The sequence below is a fragment of the Sporichthya brevicatena genome, assembly GCF_039525035.1.
Taxonomy (GTDB): Bacteria; Actinomycetota; Actinomycetes; order Sporichthyales; family Sporichthyaceae; genus Sporichthya; species Sporichthya brevicatena.
In genome coordinates this window covers 1-18,573 of record NZ_BAAAHE010000052.1, presented here as the reverse complement: position 1 = coordinate 18,573, position 18,573 = coordinate 1, and the positions used below count along the sequence as shown (strand labels likewise).

Below are 18,573 nucleotides of genomic sequence, written 5' to 3'. Positions count from 1 at the left end.
GGGGCGGTTCCTTCCACGCAGGGCCGTATCGGGAGTTAACGAGCGAGGGGGTGGTCTGTCACGTCGGATCGGCGGAGGGTTGCGGATCAGTTGCGGTGGGTGCTCGGTAACGCCGGAACGTGGGGACGGCGAGAGCGAGCAGGACGACGGCCGCGCACAGCAGGCCGCCGCCCACCCACGAGGCCTGGACGCCGACCGCGGCCGCCGTGGTGCCGGCCCGGACGTCCCCGAGCCGGGGTCCGCCGGCCACGACGACGATGAACACGCCCTGCATCCGCCCGCGCATCTCGTCGGGGGCGTAGGTCTGCAGCATCGTCTGCCGGTACACGGCCGAGACGAGGTCCGCGGCGCCGCCGACGGCGAGCAGGAACACGGCCAACCACAGGTTGCCCGCGAGCCCGGCCCCGGCGACGGCGAGACCCCAGACGACGATCGCCGCGACGAGGGCGACGCCCTGCCGCTGGACGCGCCCGACCCAGCCCGAGGTCGCGCCGGCGACCACCGCCCCGATCGCGAGCGCGGCGAACAGCCAGCCAACCGCGGCGTCGCCGCCGAGCTCCTCGGCGCGGGCGGGGAACAGCGCCCGTGGCATCGCGAAGACCATCGCGACGATGTCGACGGCGAACGACACCAGCAGCACCGGTCGGGTGGCGATGAACGCGAGCCCGTCGATCACCGACCGCAGACCCGGCGCACTGATCTCGCCCAACGGCGGCAGGCTCGGGAGCCGCGCGGCGGCGTAGAGCGCGGCGAGGTACAGGACGGCGTCGAGGGCGTACGCGGCCGAGAGCGAGACCTGGGTGATGATCAGCGCCGCCAGCAGCGGGCCGGCCATCATGCTCACGTTGCTCGTCGTGAAGCCGAGCGTGTTGGCCGCGGCGATCTTCTCGGGCGGCACGACGCGGGGGATGATCGCGCCGCGCGTGGAGCCGACGACCGCGAACGCCGCCGACTGCAACGCGACGAGGGCGAGCAGGACGGCGACGCTCTCGACGCCGAGCAGCGAGTGCACGAGCAGCCCGAGGGTCGTCAGCCACATCGTCACGGAGCCGAGGAGCAGCACCCGCCGACGGTCGAGCGCGTCCGCGACCGCGCCGCCCCACAGCCCGAACACGACCAGGGGCACGAGGCCGACCGCGCCCATCATGCCGACCCAGAACGAGGAGCCGGTGATGTCGTAGATCTCGACCGGCACGGCCACCGCGGTGACCTGGAACCCGACGAAGGCGATCGCGTTGCCGGCCCAGAGCCGGCGGTAGTCGCGGTGCTCCAGCGGGCTCAGGTCGATCGCGTGCCGACGCCAGCCGCGACGGTCGCCCCCCATGAGCCGGAAGGCTACGTGCCGCACCGTCGCACGCGGCCTGCGGGACATGGTCCGGCGGCGGTGCAAGGATGGGCGCCGTGCGTCAGGTGAAGGTCGCGGTGCTCGGGGCCGGCTCGTGGGGGACGACGGTCGCCTCACTCGCCGCCCGCAACGTCGACACGGTCCTGTGGGCCCGTGACGCGGCCGTGGTCGAGGAGATCAACGACAAGCACCAGAACAGCCGCTACCTGGCGGGGTTCGCCCTGCCGCGCCGCCTGCGTGCGACCACGTCGCTGGAGGAGGCGGTCTACAACGCCGACGTGCTCGTCACCGGCATCCCCTCGCACGGGATGCGACAGGTGCTCAGCGACTGCCGGGACTTCGTCCGGCCCTGGATCCCGATCATCAGCCTGACCAAGGGACTGGAGCAGGGCACCCGCCTGCGGATGACCCAGGTGATCGACGAGCTGCTGCCCGGCCACCCGACCGGTCTGCTGGCTGGGCCGAACCTCGCCACGGAGATCATGGCCGGCTACGCCGCGGCCGCGGTCATCGCGCTGCCGGACGAGCAGGTCGCGGCCTCGCTGCAGACGGTGTTCGCGAGCCCCCGTTTCCGCGTGTACACGAACACCGACGTCGTGGGCTGCGAACTCGGCGGTGCGCTCAAGAACGTCATCGCGATCGCGGCCGGCATGGGCACGGGCCTCGGGGTCGGGGACAACACCCGAGCCATGGTCATCACCCGCGGGCTGGCCGAGCTGACCCGGCTCGGCGAGGCGCTCGGCGGCGACCCACGCACCTTCGCCGGCCTCACCGGCCTCGGCGATCTGATGGCCACCTGCATGAGCCCGTACAGCCGCAACCGCATGGTGGGGGAGAAGCTCGCGCTCGGCATGACGACCGAGCAGATCGTCGCCGAGATGAACATGGTCGCCGAGGGCATCAAGACCTCGTCGGTCGTGGTCGAGCTCGCCGAGGAGCTCGGCGTTCCGGTGCCGATCTGCCAGGAGGTCCACGGCGTGCTGCACCTCGGCCGCAGCCCGGTGCAGGCCTACCGCGGCCTGCGCCGGACCGCCGCCACGTCCGAGATCGACGGTCTGGCCTGACACCCAGTCAGGCCGGTGCTGACCCGGTCGAGGTCAGGCCGTGACCTCGAGGTCCATCGGCACGAGGTGAACCGTGCCGCCGGTCTGGAACTGGATGAACATCCGGTAGCGCCCGGGCTTGGTGAACATCGGCGCGAGCGTCAGATCCGGCCCGCCGGTGGCGTTCGCGTCGTCGGCCTTCGGCATCTCGTCCGGGTGGACGTGGACCGCGGACAGGTCACCCTGGCGGAACCCGGTGATGTGGGCGAACGACGCGAGGTAGGGCTGCAGCGTCGAGACGCCCTCGCCGTCCTTGGTGATCGAGAGCATCAGCTTGTCGCCGTTGACCTTGGGCTGCCCGTCGATCTTCAGGTCGTAGCCGTCGACGCTCGCCGTGCCCAGGGCGGCCGGGGCGGTGGTGACCGGGGTGTACTTGCCCTCGACCGTGATCTCGGTGCCGAGGATGCGGTCGTCGAACTCGCCCTCGGGTGTGAGCGCCTGGAACTCCGTCACGAGCTGGTACGGGCCGGGTTCGGGGACGGTGAGATCGACGCTCCACTCGCCGGTCTTCGTGTCGAGCGACGGGTGGATGTGCTGATAGTTCGTCAGATCCTTCCGGACCAGATACGTGTGCATGAGCTTGGTCTGCTGGCGGGTGTAGTCCTTCTGGACGCCGTTCGGGCCCTCGACCGTGAAGGTGAGCTTCCCGGCCTTGCCGGGCTGGGTCGGGGCCTTCACGTCGACGAGGCGGTATCCGCCCAGCGAGGCGGCCGTGCCGTCGCCGACCTTGCTCATGTCCATGGTCATGCCGTTCATGTCGGCCATGTTGTGGCCGGCACTGGACTGCGCCGCGTGGGCGGAGTGGTCGGTGGAGTCGTCGTCGCCGCCGCAGGCGGCCAGGGTCAGGGTGAGGAGCAGGGCGGCCGCAGCGGCCGGGGTGCGGTTCATCAGGGTCCTGTCATGGTGCGGGGGCAGATCGGGACGTCCGTCGGGCGCAACGGCTCCCTCTGACCCGTCGCACCGACGGTGGGTTCAGTTCCCGCGCGGGGGCGCCGATACCGGGAAAGGACGCCGCCTGGGAAAATCATCAGCCTCGCTTGTCACTCTCGTCACTCCTGTTACATTCGAGATCTGGGAGAAGCTCGGATTCGGCAGGGGAGGCCGAGCGCGCCCGGGTCGGGACGAGAGTCCGGTCCCGACCGGATCGGTGAGGGTCGAGCGGACAAGGAGCGGGGACATGCGACGCGTCCGTGCGGCGGCGGCAGTGGCGGTGGGTCTCGGACTGGTGGTGCCGCCGGCGCTGCTGGTCGGGGCCGAGGGGGCCCAGGAGCCGGAGATTCGGCCGGTGAACGGCGTCTTCGAGCTCGTCGGCAAGGGCTACGGCCACGGTCGGGGGATGTCCCAGTGGGGCGCGCAGGGGGCCGCCACGCTGGGCATCAGCCATCCCGAGATCCTCGCGTTCTACTACCCCGGGACCACCCCGGCCACGGTCGCCGACAGCGGGGCCATCAAGGTTCACGTCACCGCTGACACCAACAAGAACCTCGAGGTCCGACCGCGCAAGGGCCTGCGGGTCCGCGTCGGCTCGACGTGGAAGACGGCTCCCACCAAGCTCAACGGCAAGACCGTGACGCTCTGGCGGGTCGACCGCCACACGAACGGCAAGTTGCGCGTCCGCGGCCTCGCCGGCGGGAAGTGGCGGCTGCTCAAGTTCAACGGCAAGGGCCAGCACGCCGGCCCGGTGCGCTTCGTCGGGCCGACGTCCTCGAACGTCATCCGGCTCGTCCTGAACTCCGCCGAGGAGCGTGACTACCGCGGCCAGCTCGTCGCGATCTCGACCGGGGGCACCGTGCGCGTCGTCAACCAGGTCAAGATGCGCGACTACCTGCGCTCGGTCGTGCCCAGTGAGTCGTACCCGAGCTGGGCCCCGGCCGCCCTGGAGGCACAGTCGGTGGCGGCGCGGACCTACGCGCTGTGGCGCAAGAAGTACATGTCGCTCGGCTTCGCGGACATCTGCGACACGACGATGTGCCAGGTCTACCACGGGGCCCGCACCGCCAACGGCAAGGGAACGGTCACCCGCACCTGGGAGTACAAGAGCACCAACGCGGCGATCAAGGCGACGGCCGGCCGCTACCTGACCTACAACGGCGCGCCCGCGCTCACGGAGTTCTCCGCGTCCAACGGCGGTTTCTCCACCTCGGGCGACAAGCCGTACCTGATTGCGAAGCCCGACCCGTGGGACGGCGTCGTCGCCAACACCGCGAGTTCGTGGAAGGCGACGCTGAAGGCGTCCACGATCTCCAGTGCCTGGCCCGAGATCGGCAAGCTCCAGGCGATCCGCGTGGCGCAGCGCGACGGCCGCGGGGAGTGGGGCGGCCGCGTCGTGCAGGTCCGCCTGGTCGGCTCGACCCGCACCCTGCTCGTCGCGGGGACGACCTTCGCCTCGCGCATGGGACTGCGGCACTCGTGGTGGAACAGCGCGATCCTCCCGACGCCCACCCCGACCCCGATGCCGACCCCGACGCCGACCCCGACGCCGACCCCGACGCCGACCCCGACGGTCATCCCGACCCCGACCCCGATCCCGACGCCGACGCCGGCCGCGGCCAAGCGCTCGGCGCCGGCGCCCGCGGCCCCGCCGCCGTCGGCTCCCGAGGCGGCTGAACCCACCCCGGTGCCCACGCCGGTGCCCACGCCGGTGCCGACGGCGACGCCGGTCCCGACCCCGGTCCCGACCTCGGAGCCGGCGGCCGAGCCGGGTGAGTCAGGCCAGGGCCTGGGTCAGTAGTTGACCAGCGTCAGCAGGTAGAACGAGGTCAGCGCGGACGCGCAGGCAGCGGTGACGAGGACCAGGACCGCGACCGCGCCGTAGCCGGATCGGGACCACGCGCCGCCGCGGTGCCGGGCCCGGCGGGACCGTGACCGCCCGTGACCCTCGGTCCGGCGGTCCGACGACGCTGCGGAGCGACGGCGGGAGAGGACGGAGCTGGCCATCACGGCCGCCCCGGGACGCTCGGGAGGGCGGGCACTGCTCCGGGCCAGGTAAACGGGTTACCAGACCACGCACCGTTCTGTGCCGTGATCACCCGGAATTCCCCTTCCAATCCCCAACAACTCGTCACCAAATCTCGCAGATTGGTCAGCTTGGAGGGGTGCTGCGCGGGTTGTACAGCGTTTGGGCGTGTCGGGGCGGATTCGACACGCCGGGTGATGCGGTGATTACGGATCGGGGCAAAATCGGCTGCCCCGCCCGGGTGGGGACGGGGCAAAGTCGGACATACCTCTCGAATCACGTCAGTAACACTAGTCCCAAAGTTTTACTTTTCTCGCGTGGGTGACGGATGCCTCGGAGGTCTCCGAAGGGCGCGGACGTAACGAAAGGCGCGATCCCGGCGTTGTCCAGGTGAGCCCCGAGGAGTGCGCGTGCCCCAGATCCGCCGTACCGCCCGGCTGCGGCGTGCCGTGCTGGCCGCCGCGCTGGCCCTCGGCGTTGCCACGGCCGTCCCGATGCCGGCGCGGGCGGCCGGGGCACCGGGCTCGCCGGGGGGCGAACCGGAGTTCGCACCGATCCGGTCGGCGACCGTCCACCCCGGCGTCCTGCTGGTGACGGACGGCAAGGGCTGCACCGCCAACTTCGTCTTCACCGACGCGGCGGGGCACTACTACCTCGGCCAGGCCGCCCACTGTGCGAGCCGCGGCGAGCCCGACAACTTCAACGGGTGCGTCGACCCCGTGCTCCCGCTCGGCACCGAGGTCACGGTGGCCGGCGCGGGCGTGACCGGCGTCCTCGCCTACAGCTCGTGGCACACGATGCAGCGGGTGTCCGAGCCCGACCCCGTCACGTGCCGGGCGAACGACTTCGCGCTGGTGCGGCTGCCGGCGGACGCCACGCGGGTCCTCAACCCCTCCGTGCCGTGGTTCGGCGGCCCGGTCGGACTGAGCACGGGGTCAACGGGACGGGGTGCGCCGAGCACGGGCGACTTCGCGTACGCCTACGGCAACGCGCCCGTCCGGCAGGGCGTCGGGCTGCTCGCGCCGAAGCACGGCCTGATCCTCGACCGCTCCGACGCCGACTGGACCTACCTGGTCTACTTCGTGACCCCGGTGATCCCGGGCGACTCGGGCAGCGGCGTGCTCGACGAGCAGGGCCGGGCGCTCGGGGTCGCCTCCAGCCTGATCTTCGTCCCGCACCCAGCGAGCAACGGTGTGGTCAACCTGGCGAAGGCGCTCGCCTACGCCCAGCAGCACTCCGGCATTCAGGGTCTGCGCCTGGTGCCCGGCACCGAGTCGTTCACGGACTGACCTCGCTCGCCTCCGCGAGGTCCTCGGGCCGCGCGGCCGCGGCCGCCGCGTCGGTCGCGACGACGACCTTCGGCACGAACCGCATCCGGGTGCCGAGGTAGCGGGCCTGGACCTCGGGGTCGGCCGCGACCTCGGCCGGGGTGCCCTCGGCGAGGATCCGGCCCTCGGCCAGGACGTAGACCAGGTCGCAGGAGTCGAGCACGGCCTTCACGTAGTGCTCGACCAGGAGGACGGTCAGGCCGAGGTCGGCGTGCAGTCGCTTGAGCAACGAGAACAGTGCGACGCTCGAGGCCGGGTCCAGGCCGGCTGCCGGCTCGTCGAGCAGCAGCAGGCGTGGCCCGGAGAGCAGGCACCGGCCGATCTCCGCGCGCCGACGGGCGGAGAACTCCAGCGTCCCGCAGCGCTCGTTCCAGTACCGGTCGATGTCGAGCAGGCGTGCGGCCGCCCACGCGGCCTCCTCGGCCTCGCGAAGTCGCGCGGCGGCGCGGGGGTCGCCGGCGAGGAACCGCAGCGGGTGAATCCCGATCCGCTGGTACGCCCCGGCCAGCAGGTTGTCGCCGACGGAGAGGTCGGCCATCACGCGCGTGGTCTGGAACGTGCGCGCGACGCCGAGCTTGGCGCGGTCCCACGCCGGCTGGGTCGAGACGTCGGTCCCGAACAGCGACACCGTCCCCTGGTCCGGTCGGCGCACCCCGGAGATCACGTCGAACAGCGTCGACTTGCCGGCGCCGTTCGGGCCGAGCAGGCCGACCATCGACTCGTTCGGGATGCGGATCGACGCGCCGTCGAGGGCGTGGACCGCCCCGAAGCTGACGACGACGTCGCGCGCCTCGGCCGCGTTCGCGATCTCCGGCCGCGGGGGCAGCCAGGCCTCGAGCACGGCCAGGGCGGCGGCGCGTTCCTCGGCGGTGAGCATGCCGATCGGTGCCTCGTCGCCCTCGGCGCCGAGACCTTCGGACCCGCGCAGGACCGCGGCGTCCAGGCGCTCCCGGGCGGTGCGCGTGCGCCGGCCGCCGTGCAGGAGGTAGCGGTAGGCGTCGGCGGCCCGGCCGCCCAGACCACGGGAGCCGAAGACCGCGCCGGCGAGCAGGCCGACCGCGGCGAGGATGAACGGGCTGATGCGCAGCTCCTCGAGCTCGACCGGGGTCAGCTGGAAGGACACCGCGACCAGGACGACGAAGGCGATCGAGTCCAGCCCGGCCAGCACCGGGATCGCCAGCAGGACCAGGGAGTACGGCGAGAGCAGGTTCGGGAACGGCGGCGGTGACTCCAGGTGCCAGGCGGCCACGATGCCGCCGGCGCCCGCGAGCGCCCCGGAGACGGCGAAGGCGAGCACGCGGAACCTCAGCGGGCTGATGCCGACGGCGGCCGCGGCCTGGCGGTCGGCCCCCACGAGGTGGAAGGCCAGGCCCATGGGGGAGCGGCGCAACCGCACCATGAGAACGAGGGCGAGGGCCAGCCAGCCCCAGGCGAAGAAGTAGAAGGCCTTGTCGCCCTGGAGGTCGAGACCGAAGAACCCGGGCCGTTCGATCGTCAGGATGTTGCCGCGGATGTCTCCGCCGGACAGGCCGCCGGCGAGGTCGCCGTAGGTGTAGATGGTGCGCTCGATGATGATCTGCAGCCCGAGCGTCAGCACGACGAGGTAGATGCCGGGCAGCCGGGCGGACGAGAGGGCGACCAGCGCGAGCGCCAGGGCGCCGCCCGCGATCACGGCGACCGCGGCGATCACCCACGGCAGGTCGCCGCCGTCGACACCGCCGAGGCCGTTGGCGCCGGGTCCGTTGTCGGGGTTCCGGGTCAGGTACCCCATCAGGTAGATCGCCGAGCCGTAGATGCCCGCGGTGGCCAGCGAGATCTCGCGGGCCCAGCCGATCAGCACGAGCAGTCCGAGGCCGGTCAGGGCGATCGGCACCGCGCCGGCGACGGTGAAGACCTTGTAGGCGGGCGCGGTGACGGCGTAGAGCACCACCACGGCGAGGGCCACCAGCGAGCCGGGGGTGGACATCGCCGTGAGCACCGGGCGGGACGTGGTGCGCCGGCCGTCGGGACGGTTCAGGTGGGGGACGCGACTCATGCCGACCCCTCCCCGGGAATCGCGGTGGCCAGTTCCTCGTCCGGCACGATCTGCCCCTTGTCGATGACGAGGATGCGGTCGCTGAACTCCTCGCGAACCTGCTGGAACTGCTCCGCGATCAGGACGGCGACGCCGGAGTCGGCCGCGATGCCGCGCAGCGTCTCGTAGATGTGGTCGACGACCATCGGGGCCAGGCCCTGCGACGGCTCCTCGACGAGCAGCAGTTGCGGCTTGGTCATCATCGCCCGCGCCACCGCGAGCATCTGCTGCTCGCCGCCGGAGAGCGTGCCCGCGCGCTGGCCGATGCGCTCGCCCAGGATCGGGAACAGCTCGGCCGCGTAGGACATCTGGTCACGCCGGTGGGCCTTGCGCATCGAGGTCGCGCCGATCAGGAGGTTCTCCTCCACGGTCAGGTTGGCGAAGATCCGCCGGCCCTCGGGGGAGAACCCGATCCCGGCCGCGACCCGCCGGTGGGCGGGCCACCGGGTGATGTCCTGGTCGCCGAGGCGGATCGAACCGGCGATCACCGGCACGGTGCCCATGACGGTCTTGAGCAGCGTCGACTTCCCGGCGCCGTTCGCGCCGAGGAGGCTGATCACCTCGCCGCCCCGCACCTCGAGGTCGACCCGGTGGAGCACGGCCTGGCCGGAGTAGCCGGCGATGAGCTGATGCACCGTCAGCACGGCCCGGGTGCTCACAGGGACTGCCTTTCCAGGAGGAAGACGTTCTCTCGTCGGAACCGGGCGACCGCGACGATGATCGCGAGCAGCGAGCCGTAGAGCACCAGGGTCTGGACGGCGCGGTCGACTGTCCCGAAGACCCCGATGATCAGCGCCGTCTCCAGGAACGAGAACACCAGCGCACCGAGGAAGGCGAGCGGGATCGACCGCATCCCGCCGACCGCGGCGATGGCGAGGCCGTTGAGGAAGAGCAGGAGCATCTCGGCCGGGTTCGGCCCGGCGGTCACGGCGATCAGGACGCCGGCCAGCGCCGCGAGCGCGCCGGAACCGGCGTAGACCAGCGTGCCGACCGCGCGCAACTTGACCCCGCACCAGACGCCGGCCTCCTGGTCGTCCGCGAGCGCGCGGATCACCAGGCCGGTGTGGGTGCGGGTGAGCAGGACGCCCAGGATCATCGAGAGCACCGCGACGACGGCGAGCGTCACCAGGCGGTGTCGCGTCAGCGGGACGTCGTGGAAGACGTAGGTGTGGTTGCCGAACGGGCTGTCCGGGAGCGAGTCCGGCTGGACGTTGAGGTACTGGAAGAAGCCGATCAGCGCCATCATCCCGCCGAGCGAGACGATGGTCAGCGTCATGATGTTCAGGCTCGCGATGCGCCGCGACATGACGATCCAGCCGTACGCGGCCCCGATCGCCGCGCCCAGCACGATGACGAGCAGGAGCGCCACGAACGGATCGAGTTCGGGGCGGCTGCCGTAGCGGTGCGCGCCGTCGGCGTCGGACCCGAACTGGACGATGAAGTTCGGGACGACGTCCTCACCCGGCAGGAACTCGGGGGAGCGGAAGCAGAGCAGCCAGTAGCAGAGCGCGGCGGCCGCGGCGATCCCGCCGTGCACGAACGCGATCGTGCGCGAGATCCGGTAGCTCAGGATGATCGAGATCGGCAGGAAGCCGTACAGGCCGGCATTGACGAACCCCGCGATCAGGACCGTGTCGAGCAGCGACAGGTGCATGCGTCGTAGAACCTCCGATGCCGCGCCGGGACCAGCGCATCACGAGGAATGTCGGCCTGACGCTAATGCACGGGGCTGGGGAGGCCCAGTTCAGAAAACGCCAGATGTTGCGGACCCTAGGTTCCGCGGCAGTGTTACGTCAACGTTCTCTGGTTTTAGAGTGGGCGGTATGGCCCTCCCGTCGCGCGACGCCCGGATCGCCGGCGTTGCGGCTCTGGACCAGCCGCTGCGCCGCGACCTGTACGCGCTGATGGCCGAGCTGGACACCTGGGTCGGCCGGGACGAGGCCGCCGAGCGGCTGTCGGTGCCACGGTCGGTCGCGGCCTTCCACCTCGACAAGCTGACCGAGGTCGGTCTGCTGGAGGTGCGGTACGAGCGCCCGCCGGGCAAGGCGGGTCCGGGTGCGGGACGGCCGGCGAAGCTGTACCGCCGAGCACGTTCCGAGCTGACGGTCTCGGTCCCCGAGCGGCAGTACGAGCTGGCCGGTGAGATCCTCGCCGACGCCGTCCGGGCGGCCGCCGACACGGGTTGCCCGGTGCGCGAGGCGCTGTCCCGCGTCGCCCGGGAGAAGGGCAGCGAGGTGGGCGCCGCGGCGCGGGCCGACCTGCCGCGCCGGCCGTCGGGGCGTGCGCTCCGCGACGCGGCGATGTCCGCCCTGCGGGAGCTGGGCTTCGAACCCCGCGAGCACCGCGGCGAGATCGCGCTCGCCAACTGTCCGTTCCATCGTCTGATGGAGCGTCACACCCTGCTGATCTGCGGGATGAACCTCGACCTGCTCACCGGGCTCGCCGACGGGCTTGAGGCCTCCGACCGCCTGGCGCCGCGGCTCGACCCCGAGCCGCCGATGTGCTGCGTCCGGATCGGACCGGCCTAGCTGTCGCCGCCGTCGAGCCGCAGCGTCCGCAGGACCATGCGCGCGGCCTCGCCGCCCGCCTCCTCGGCGATGTTGAGTGCCGAGGGGACGTCGAGGTCGTCGAGCAGCGCCGCGATCGCGGCCTCCCCGGCCGAGCCGTTCCCGCCGGGGCGGCCGGCGGCCGAGTAGAGCTGGTCGAGCCGGGCGTCGGCGGCGGCGAGATCGTCGTGCGAGAACTCCCACGGGTTCGCCCACGGCCGGTCGAGCAGGTACAGCCGGATGCCGGCCGCGCGGTACTTGGAGAGCAGGTCCGCGACGAGGACGAGGTTGCCGGTCGATTTGGCCATCTTCTCGCCGTGAATGTTGACCGTGCCGACGGCGAGGCGGCCCCGCGCCATGTGGCCGATGCGGGAGGCGGCCTCACCGATCGCGATCTGGTACGCGTGGTGCGGGAAGACGAGGTCGGCGCCACCGGCCAGGACGTCGAAGCCCGGGCCGAGGTGGGCGTGGGCCATGGCGGTGCACTCGGCGTGCCAGCCCGGCCGCCCCCAGCCCCACGGGCTCGGCCACGCGGGGTGGTTCTCGTCGGAGGGGCGCCAGACCGCGACGTCGAACGGGTCGTCCTTGAGCGGGGCGTCCGGGTCGTTGCCGAACTCGCGGAACAGCGTCACCGCCTGCTCGCGGTCGATGCCGAACTCCTCCGGCACGTGCGCCCCGCGGAAGTAGACGAAGCCCTCGCGGTGGTACGCCTTCTTGTTGTGCAGCAGGGCCGCGGCCAGCGCGATCACGTGCGCGACGTGGTGGCGGGCCCGCGGGTCGTAGGTGGGCTTCGCGACGCGCAGTGCGGCCATGTCCTGCTCGAACAGGAACTGCTGCGACAGCGCGAACTCGTCGTAGTTCCGCCCCCGGGTCGCCGCGGCGGCGGTGAGGACGTCGTCCACGTCGGTGACGTTGCGGCAGACCTCGACGTCGATCCCGGTCAGGCCCATCACCGTCGCGCAGACGTCCGCCCAGACGAACGTGGCGGCGTGGCCGAGGTGGGTGACGTCGTAGGGGGTGATCCCGCAGACGTACAGCCGTCCCGGCGAGAGCATCGGCAGGCGAACCCCGCCGAGGCGCAGCACACGGTCGACGGGCTGCGGCGGTATCGCGGTGCGGCCGGCCATGCCGACGACGCCGGACCCGAGTCTGGTGATCCCTGCCATGACCCCATCTTGCCAACTGCCGCCGAATAACATCGCGGGCATGACGGCGGAGAGTGCAGGCGGGCCGGTCGGGCAGGTCCGACCCATCACCTACTACGGCGAGGACGTGCTCCACCGTCCGTGCGCCGAGGTCACCCGGGACACCCCGGATCTGGACCAGTTGATCGCGGACATGTTCGCCAGCATGTACGCCGCCGAGGGCGTGGGCCTGGCCGCGAACCAGATCGGCGTCGGTCTGCGGATCTTCGTCATCGACTGCCCGGAGCAGGACGACGAGGGCCACCCGACCGGGCGCAGCGTCGTCGGCACCGTGATCAACCCGACCCTGCACCTGCCCAACGGCCACCGTGAGCTCGTCGAACGGACCGAGGGCTGCCTGTCCGTGCCCGGCGCGACGGCGGTGCTGGCGCGCGTCAGCGAGGCCCGGGTGACCGGGTTCGACGCGAACTGGGAGCCGATCGAGATCTCCGGCACCGGCCTGGTCGCGCGGTGCCTCCAGCACGAGTGCGACCACCTCGAGGGCACGGTCTACGTCGACCGGCTCCCGAAGCGGGCCCGCAAGCAGGCTCTCGCCGACGCCGACTTCAGCCGCGGGGCCTGACGTCCCCCGGGCCGGGGGACCACCCGGCTCAGCCGACGAACCCGGCCAGGGAGGACCGGTACCGGTCACCGGTGCGGGTGTCCGGCAGCACCAGGTAGGCCTCGACCGGTCCGGGGAACAGCGGTGAGTACGTCACCCACACCGTGCAGGACTCCCCGGCGGGGACGGCCGCGCAGGTGCTCTCGCGGACCGCGAAGCTGAGCGTGCCGGCGATGCCGATGTCGTCGTCGCCGAGCCGGGACGCGGCGGACTTCGCCGGCCGGCCCTCGATCATCGGCGCCCCGAACGCCAGCGCCTCCGTCCCGGTGTTGACCACCGTGATCGGCACGCTGATGGCGCCCGCCCCGAACGCCCGCGCCGGGAACTGCAGGCGGGACGGCGCGATCAGCGGCCCCCGCGGCGTCTCGGCGTTGATGCGGATCTCCCCGAAGTAGGAGCCGCCGGCCCCGGCGCAGCGCTGCTCGAACAGGGCCCAGAACCGGTTGGCGTCCGCGGAGAAGTCGAGCACCTCGAAGTGCCCCGACTGCCCGCCGGTGCACGACCGGTTGCCGCCGGTCACGTTCAGCACCGCGCGCCCGGCGGTGGGCGTCGCCGTCGGGTCGTGGTGCGTGCCGACGGTCATCGGCTCCCCGGCCGGCGGGATCAGGTCGAACACAAACCGCTCGGCCCCCGGGTTCTGGGCCGTGATCCGCAGCCCGTCGCCGGACCGGACGGCCCGCACGGAGTCCGGACCGGTCCGCCACACGTGCGAGGTGCCGCCGGTCACCGGGTCCCCGGGCTCGCCGAAGATCGAGACCACGACGGTGTCCGTGCGGGCGGCCGCGGCCGCCGGGGTCGCGAGACCCGCGCCGGCCGCGGCCAGGCAGAGCGTCAGGGCCAGGCCGCGGCGAAGCGCGAGGTGAGTTCGCATTCGCGCATGCTAGGTGCCCGGGCCGGTGACCGGAACGAATTGGTCGTTACGTGAACGAAGCGGGCGAGGTGGACCAGCTCGGCTCCGCCGGGACCGCCCCGCTGCTGGGAGCGCGGTCCGGTGCCTCGGCGGTCCCGGGGGCGGGAACGGCCTGGGGAGCCCGCGAGCGGTCGGGCGTCCGCATCTCGAAGCGACGGACCTCCCCGCGGTCCTCGAACCCACTGCCGAGCCCGGGGCCGCCCTCGAACCGCTGCTTCAGACGGTCGCGCAGGTCGGTGAGCCCGCCGGGGCGGCCGCCGAGGTCGCCGTCGAGGCGCTTGAGGATCGTCCCGGGGATCGCGCCGGCCTTGGGCACGGTGGTGATCCGGTCGGCGGTTGCGGTGTCGGCACCCTTCGCGAGCGTGCCGGCGACCATCACCTCGTCGCCGGTGGCGAGCTCGCCGGTGTCCTTCTTGACGGTCCAGCTGCCGTCGTCGTTCTTCGTCACGCTCCAGCCCGCGCCGCCGACGGCGGTGTCGGAGTTCCGCGCCCAGGACCGCTTGTACCCGTCCTCGCTGACGACGGTGAGGCGGTCGGCGTCGACGGACTCGACCGTGCCGATCTGGGTCAGGCGCGTGACGTAGCCGCCCTTGCCGTCGGAGACGACGGACTCGCTGTGCAGCAGACCGCCGAAGCCGTGCACGCGCTTGCCCGGGGTGGCGGTGGCCTCGGCGGTGGCCTCGGCGGTGGCGGTGGTGTCCGCCGAGCCGGCGGTGTCGGTGCTCGGCTGGCCGGCGGCGATCGCCGCGCCGCCGCCGGCGACGAGGGCCACCGCGGCCAGGCCGACGGTCAGGGAGGTCGGGATCTTCATCGGGACTCCGTTCTCGGGATGTCTCCAGCGTCACCACGAACCTTGGAACGACCTTGTGCGTTGCTGGGCCGCGGGGATGAGCCGCGGCGCCCGGCGGAGCGGGTTCCACAGGATTGGCACAGAAATGCCACAGACTCGGAACAGAGCGGTGGGCAGAATGATGATCATGCCGACCTCCGACAGCAGCACGGACTCCCGCCCTCAGCTCCGGCGTGCGGACGGGTCGCCGGTTCGGGTGCTCGTCGTCGACGACGAGCCGAGCCTGACCGACCTGCTCTCGATGGCGCTCCGCTACGAGGGCTGGGACATCAGGACGGCCGGGGACGGCGCCTCGGCGATGAAGGCCGCCCGCGAGTTCCGGCCCGACGCGGTCGTGCTCGACGTGATGCTGCCCGACGTCGACGGGCTGGAGCTGCTGCGCCGGCTGCGCGCGGACACCCCGGACATCCCGGTCCTGTTCCTGACCGCGCGCGATGCGGTCGAGGACCGCATCGCCGGCCTGACCGCGGGCGGCGACGACTACGTCACCAAGCCGTTCAGCCTGGAGGAGGTCGTCGCCCGGCTGCGTGGCCTGATCCGCCGGACGCGGGCGGCGGACACCCGCAACGAGGCGCTCCTGGTGGTCGGTGACCTTACCCTCGACGAGGACAGCCACGAGGTCCGCCGCGGCGGCGAGGAGATCAACCTGACCGCCACCGAGTACGAGCTGCTGCGGTACCTGATGCGGAACCCGCGCCGGGTGCTGTCGAAGGCGCAGATCCTCGACCGCGTCTGGAACTACGACTTCGGCGGGCAGGCGAACGTCGTCGAGCTCTACATCTCCTACCTGCGCAAGAAGATCGACGCGGGTCGCGCGCCCATGATCCACACGCTGCGCGGGGCTGGGTACGTCCTCAAGCCGGCTGAGCAGTGACGGGTCGATGACCGCTCCGCCGCCTCCCGCGGCGCCGCTGGTGCCCCCGTCCCCGCCGCCCTCGGCGCGGGACCGGCTGCACCGCGCCTGGACCACCTGGGGGCCGCGCGGCTGGAGCCTGCGCACCCGACTGATCGCGGTGCTCCTCGCGCTGCTGTCGGTCGTCAGCCTCGTCATCGGCGTGGTCAGCGTGGTCGCGCTCCGCAGCTATCTGATCGACCAGCTCGACGAGCGGCTCGACGCCGCCGCCGACCGCACGACGCGCTCGATCGAGTCGCCGATCAACGCCCAGTTCGGCCTGTTCGGCCCTGGTCAGATCGAGGGGACGGTGATCGCGCGGGTCCGCAACGGGCAGCTGGTGACGGTCCCGCGGGTGCTGACCACTAGCGGCGAGACCGGCCAGGTCGCCGGCAACCCGTCGGTGCTGCTCACCGTCGAGCCCGAGACCGGCCCGCACACGCGTGACCTCGGCGGTGACCTCGGGAAGTACCGCGTCCGGGCGGAGTGGGTCTCGGACGGGACGATCGCTGTCACCGGCCTGCCGATGGCGAACGTCAGCGACACGGTGTTCCGACTGGCCGCGATCATCACCGCGGTCACGATCGCCGGGCTCGCGCTCGCGGCCGCGGCCGGTGCCGCGATCGTGCGTCTGACGCTGCGTCCGTTGCGCCGCGTGGCCGCGACGGCGACGCAGGTGGCGACGATGCCGCTCGATCGGGGCGAGGTCGCGCTCGCCGTCCGGGTGCCCGAGGAGGACACGGACCCGCGCACCGAGGTCGGTCAGGTCGGTGCGGCCATCAACAACATGCTCGGCCACGTCGGCGCGGCGCTGAATGCCCGTCAGGCCAGCGAGACGCGCGTGCGGCGCTTCGTCGCCGACGCCAGCCACGAGCTGCGGACACCGCTCGCGGCGATCCGCGGCTACGCCGAACTGAGCCGGCGCAGCCAGGAACCGGTGCCGGAGGACGTCGCCCACGCGATGAGCCGCGTCGAGTCGCAGGCCGTGCGCATGACGGGCCTGGTCGAGGACCTGCTGCTGCTCGCCAGCCTCGACTCCGGTCGCCCGCTGGTCCGCGAGCCCGTCGACCTGACGCAGGTGCTGATCGGGGCGGTCGGCGACGCCCACGCGGCCGGGCCGTCCCACGTCTGGCGCCTGGACGTGCCCGAGGAGCCGATCACGGTCATCGGCGAGAACGCGCGTCTCACCCAGGTCATCACCAACCTGCTCGGCAATGCGCGCACGCACACCCCGCCGCAGACCGAGGTGACCGTGAGCCTCCGCGTCGAGGGAACGGGACCGGCACAGCAGGCCGTCATCACCGTCAGCGACAACGGGCCGGGCATCGCGCCCGAGTTGCTGCCCGAGGTGTTCGAGCGTTTCGCCCGCGGCGACTCGTCACGCTCGCGCGCGGCGGGCAGCACCGGCCTCGGGCTGGCGATCGTGGCCGCCGTCGTGGCGGCGCACCACGGCACCGTCTCGGTGCAGAGCGTTCCGGGCAATACGGTCTTCACGGTGCGAATCCCCGTCGGTCCGCTGCCGCCCGTCGAGGCGAACGGGGTTGCCGTCCGGCACGACACTCGGACGGACGCACCTACCTCTTGACCATCGCCCCGACCGCTAAGGTCTGACGCTGCGTCAGGGGGCGGCAGAAGTTGGGGCGAAAAGAGCGGATTTGCCCGGAAAGTCAGGGGAAATCCGCTCCGGCATGCCCGGGGGCGTTCCCCCATTCGAGTGATCCCACACAAAGAAGACGCTGGAAATTGCAAAGCAGAACTGCAGTAACACCAGCCTCAGTACCGTGATCTTCGAAGCGTAAGAACGACCTGCTTGCTCGCTGGTTCCGTGGGCCACGGGGGGACTGAAGAGCGTTGGATTCGATGAGCTACCGGACGCAGTCCGAGGGGGCACAGATGCGTGCTCCGATGCAGACCTCCGTACCGGCCCGGGCCCAGGTCGCCACCGGCTACGCCGTGGTGCCGCAGCCCGCGGCCGCCGCGGTGTCCGCCGCCGAGGCCAACGCCGCCCGCGCCGAGGCGCTCCGCCGGCAGGGCGTCATCCGCGTCGTGCTCGCCGAGAGCCTCGCGCTCTACGGCGGCGCCCTCGTCGCGCTGCTCTCGTTCGAGCGCGACATCCAGGTCGTGGCCGCCGTCCGCTCCGACGGTGACGCCGTCGCCGCCGTCACCCGGGCCCGCGCCGACGTCGCGATCGTCGACGTCGACGCCCCCGGCCGCGACGGCTTCGCGCTCTCGCGCCGGCTCCACGAGGCCGCGCCCCGGTGCAAGGTCCTCGTGCTCACCAGCAGCGTCACGCCCGGCACCCTGCGCCGCGCCCTCGAGGCGCACGCCCAGGGTCTGGTCGACAAGGACGCCCCCGCCTCCTGGCTGGCGGAGAGCATCCGCCGCGTCGCCGGCGGCGAGCGCGTCGTCGACCCGAAGCTCGCGATCGCCGCGCTCGAGACCGACGCCCACACCCTGACCCAGCGCGAGCTCGAGGTCCTCCGCCGCGCCGCCCAGGGCGAGTCCGTCCGCGAGATCGCGGCCCGGCTCTGCCTCTCCGACGGCACCGTCCGGAACTACCTGTCGAAGATCATCGGCAAGCTCGGCGCCCGCAACCGCATCGACGCCATCCGCATCGTCCGCGACTCCGGCTGGCTCTGACCCCGCTGTCGTGAAAGAAAGGGTGACACCCCTTACTGCGCAGTAAGGGGTGTCACCCTTTCTGGCTCTCCTGACTGATCCGTGGGTCATCGGCCAGGCAGAGCGGGGCGGTGGCCGCCGAGG

General features: G+C 72.1%; 17 protein-coding genes. 8 read left to right on the top strand and 9 right to left on the bottom strand.

Features of this window, described 5'->3' with window-relative positions:
* Window positions 1-58: 58 nt before the first annotated feature.
* Window positions 59-1,324 (bottom strand): MFS transporter, encoded by a 1,266-nt coding sequence (locus tag ABD401_RS23635; protein ID WP_344609421.1) that lies wholly within the window; start codon window positions 1,322-1,324, stop codon window positions 59-61.
* Between the two features lie 77 nt (window positions 1,325-1,401).
* On the opposite strand from ABD401_RS23635, the gene ABD401_RS23630 reads away from it, so the two are divergent.
* Window positions 1,402-2,409 carry an NAD(P)H-dependent glycerol-3-phosphate dehydrogenase gene (locus ABD401_RS23630; RefSeq protein WP_344609419.1) on the top strand — a complete coding sequence of 336 codons (1,008 nt, stop codon included), beginning with the start codon at window positions 1,402-1,404 and terminating at the stop codon, window positions 2,407-2,409.
* Between the two features lie 33 nt (window positions 2,410-2,442).
* Here ABD401_RS23630 and ABD401_RS23625 read toward each other — a convergent pair whose 3' ends face one another.
* Window positions 2,443-3,336: a hypothetical protein gene (locus tag ABD401_RS23625; RefSeq protein ID WP_344609417.1), complete on the bottom strand. Its 894-nt coding sequence runs from the start codon at window positions 3,334-3,336 to the stop codon at window positions 2,443-2,445.
* A 289-nt stretch (window positions 3,337-3,625) separates the two neighbouring features.
* Here ABD401_RS23625 and ABD401_RS23620 point away from each other — a divergent pair, with 289 nt between their 5' ends.
* Window positions 3,626-5,179, top strand: coding sequence for a SpoIID/LytB domain-containing protein (locus ABD401_RS23620; protein ID WP_344609415.1), 1,554 nt, complete (start codon window positions 3,626-3,628; stop codon window positions 5,177-5,179).
* Here the strand turns inward: ABD401_RS23620 and ABD401_RS23615 are convergent.
* Window positions 5,173-5,385, bottom strand: a complete 213-nt coding sequence (locus tag ABD401_RS23615; RefSeq protein ID WP_344609413.1) for a hypothetical protein — start codon at window positions 5,383-5,385, stop codon at window positions 5,173-5,175. The two genes, ABD401_RS23620 and ABD401_RS23615, sit on opposite strands and share 7 nt — an antisense overlap.
* 429 nt (window positions 5,386-5,814) lie before the next feature.
* Between ABD401_RS23615 and ABD401_RS23610 the strand changes: the two genes are divergently transcribed.
* Complete coding sequence (locus tag ABD401_RS23610) at window positions 5,815-6,693, top strand: S1 family serine peptidase (protein WP_344609411.1); 879 nt, start codon at window positions 5,815-5,817, stop codon at window positions 6,691-6,693.
* Here ABD401_RS23610 and ABD401_RS23605 read toward each other — a convergent pair.
* Genes ABD401_RS23605 through ABD401_RS23595 form a run of 3 tightly spaced genes read right to left on the bottom strand, consistent with a single transcriptional unit; the run spans window position 6,683 to window position 10,460 of the window.
* Window positions 6,683-8,767 (bottom strand): branched-chain amino acid ABC transporter ATP-binding protein/permease, encoded by a 2,085-nt coding sequence (locus tag ABD401_RS23605; protein ID WP_344609409.1) that lies wholly within the window; start codon window positions 8,765-8,767, stop codon window positions 6,683-6,685. The two genes, ABD401_RS23610 and ABD401_RS23605, sit on opposite strands and share 11 nt — an antisense overlap.
* Window positions 8,764-9,465, bottom strand: a complete 702-nt coding sequence (locus tag ABD401_RS23600) for an ABC transporter ATP-binding protein (protein ID WP_344609407.1) — start codon at window positions 9,463-9,465, stop codon at window positions 8,764-8,766. The genes ABD401_RS23605 and ABD401_RS23600 overlap by 4 nt, the downstream gene beginning before the upstream one ends.
* A complete protein-coding gene (locus ABD401_RS23595) occupies window positions 9,462-10,460 on the bottom strand; it encodes a branched-chain amino acid ABC transporter permease (protein WP_344609405.1) in 999 nt (332 codons plus the stop codon). Before ABD401_RS23595 ends, ABD401_RS23600 begins: the two co-directional genes overlap by 4 nt.
* 169 nt (window positions 10,461-10,629) lie before the next feature.
* Here ABD401_RS23595 and ABD401_RS23590 point away from each other — a divergent pair, with 169 nt between their 5' ends.
* Entirely contained in the window at window positions 10,630-11,334 is a 705-nt protein-coding gene (locus tag ABD401_RS23590; protein WP_344609403.1) for a helix-turn-helix transcriptional regulator, read from the top strand.
* On the opposite strand, the gene ABD401_RS23585 is transcribed toward ABD401_RS23590, so the two are convergent.
* Window positions 11,331-12,518: a cysteine--tRNA ligase gene (locus tag ABD401_RS23585; RefSeq protein WP_344609401.1), complete on the bottom strand. Its 1,188-nt coding sequence runs from the start codon at window positions 12,516-12,518 to the stop codon at window positions 11,331-11,333. The genes ABD401_RS23590 and ABD401_RS23585 overlap by 4 nt on opposite strands.
* Before the next feature lie 40 nt (window positions 12,519-12,558).
* Between ABD401_RS23585 and def the strand changes: the two genes are divergently transcribed.
* On the top strand, window positions 12,559-13,119 hold the full coding sequence (gene def / locus ABD401_RS23580; RefSeq protein WP_344609399.1) for a peptide deformylase: 561 nt from the start codon (window positions 12,559-12,561) through the stop codon (window positions 13,117-13,119).
* A 28-nt stretch (window positions 13,120-13,147) separates the two neighbouring features.
* On the opposite strand, the gene ABD401_RS23575 is transcribed toward def, so the two are convergent.
* Both ABD401_RS23575 and ABD401_RS23570 read right to left on the bottom strand, forming a co-directional pair.
* Entirely contained in the window at window positions 13,148-14,029 is an 882-nt protein-coding gene (locus ABD401_RS23575) for a hypothetical protein (RefSeq protein WP_344609397.1), read from the bottom strand.
* Between the two features lie 46 nt (window positions 14,030-14,075).
* Entirely contained in the window at window positions 14,076-14,879 is an 804-nt protein-coding gene (locus ABD401_RS23570) for a hypothetical protein (protein WP_344609395.1), read from the bottom strand.
* A 157-nt stretch (window positions 14,880-15,036) separates the two neighbouring features.
* Between ABD401_RS23570 and ABD401_RS23565 the strand changes: the two genes are divergently transcribed.
* The 3 genes from ABD401_RS23565 to ABD401_RS23555 all read left to right on the top strand — a co-directional run bounded on the left by ABD401_RS23565 (window position 15,037) and on the right by ABD401_RS23555 (window position 18,450).
* Window positions 15,037-15,792 carry a response regulator transcription factor gene (locus ABD401_RS23565; RefSeq protein WP_425566243.1) on the top strand — a complete coding sequence of 252 codons (756 nt, stop codon included), beginning with the start codon at window positions 15,037-15,039 and terminating at the stop codon, window positions 15,790-15,792.
* 7 nt (window positions 15,793-15,799) lie between these two features.
* On the top strand, window positions 15,800-17,395 hold the full coding sequence (locus ABD401_RS23560) for a sensor histidine kinase (protein WP_344609393.1): 1,596 nt from the start codon (window positions 15,800-15,802) through the stop codon (window positions 17,393-17,395).
* Window positions 17,396-17,670: 275 nt separating this feature from the next.
* Entirely contained in the window at window positions 17,671-18,450 is a 780-nt protein-coding gene (locus ABD401_RS23555; protein ID WP_344609391.1) for a response regulator transcription factor, read from the top strand.
* Window positions 18,451-18,573 lie beyond the last annotated feature (123 nt).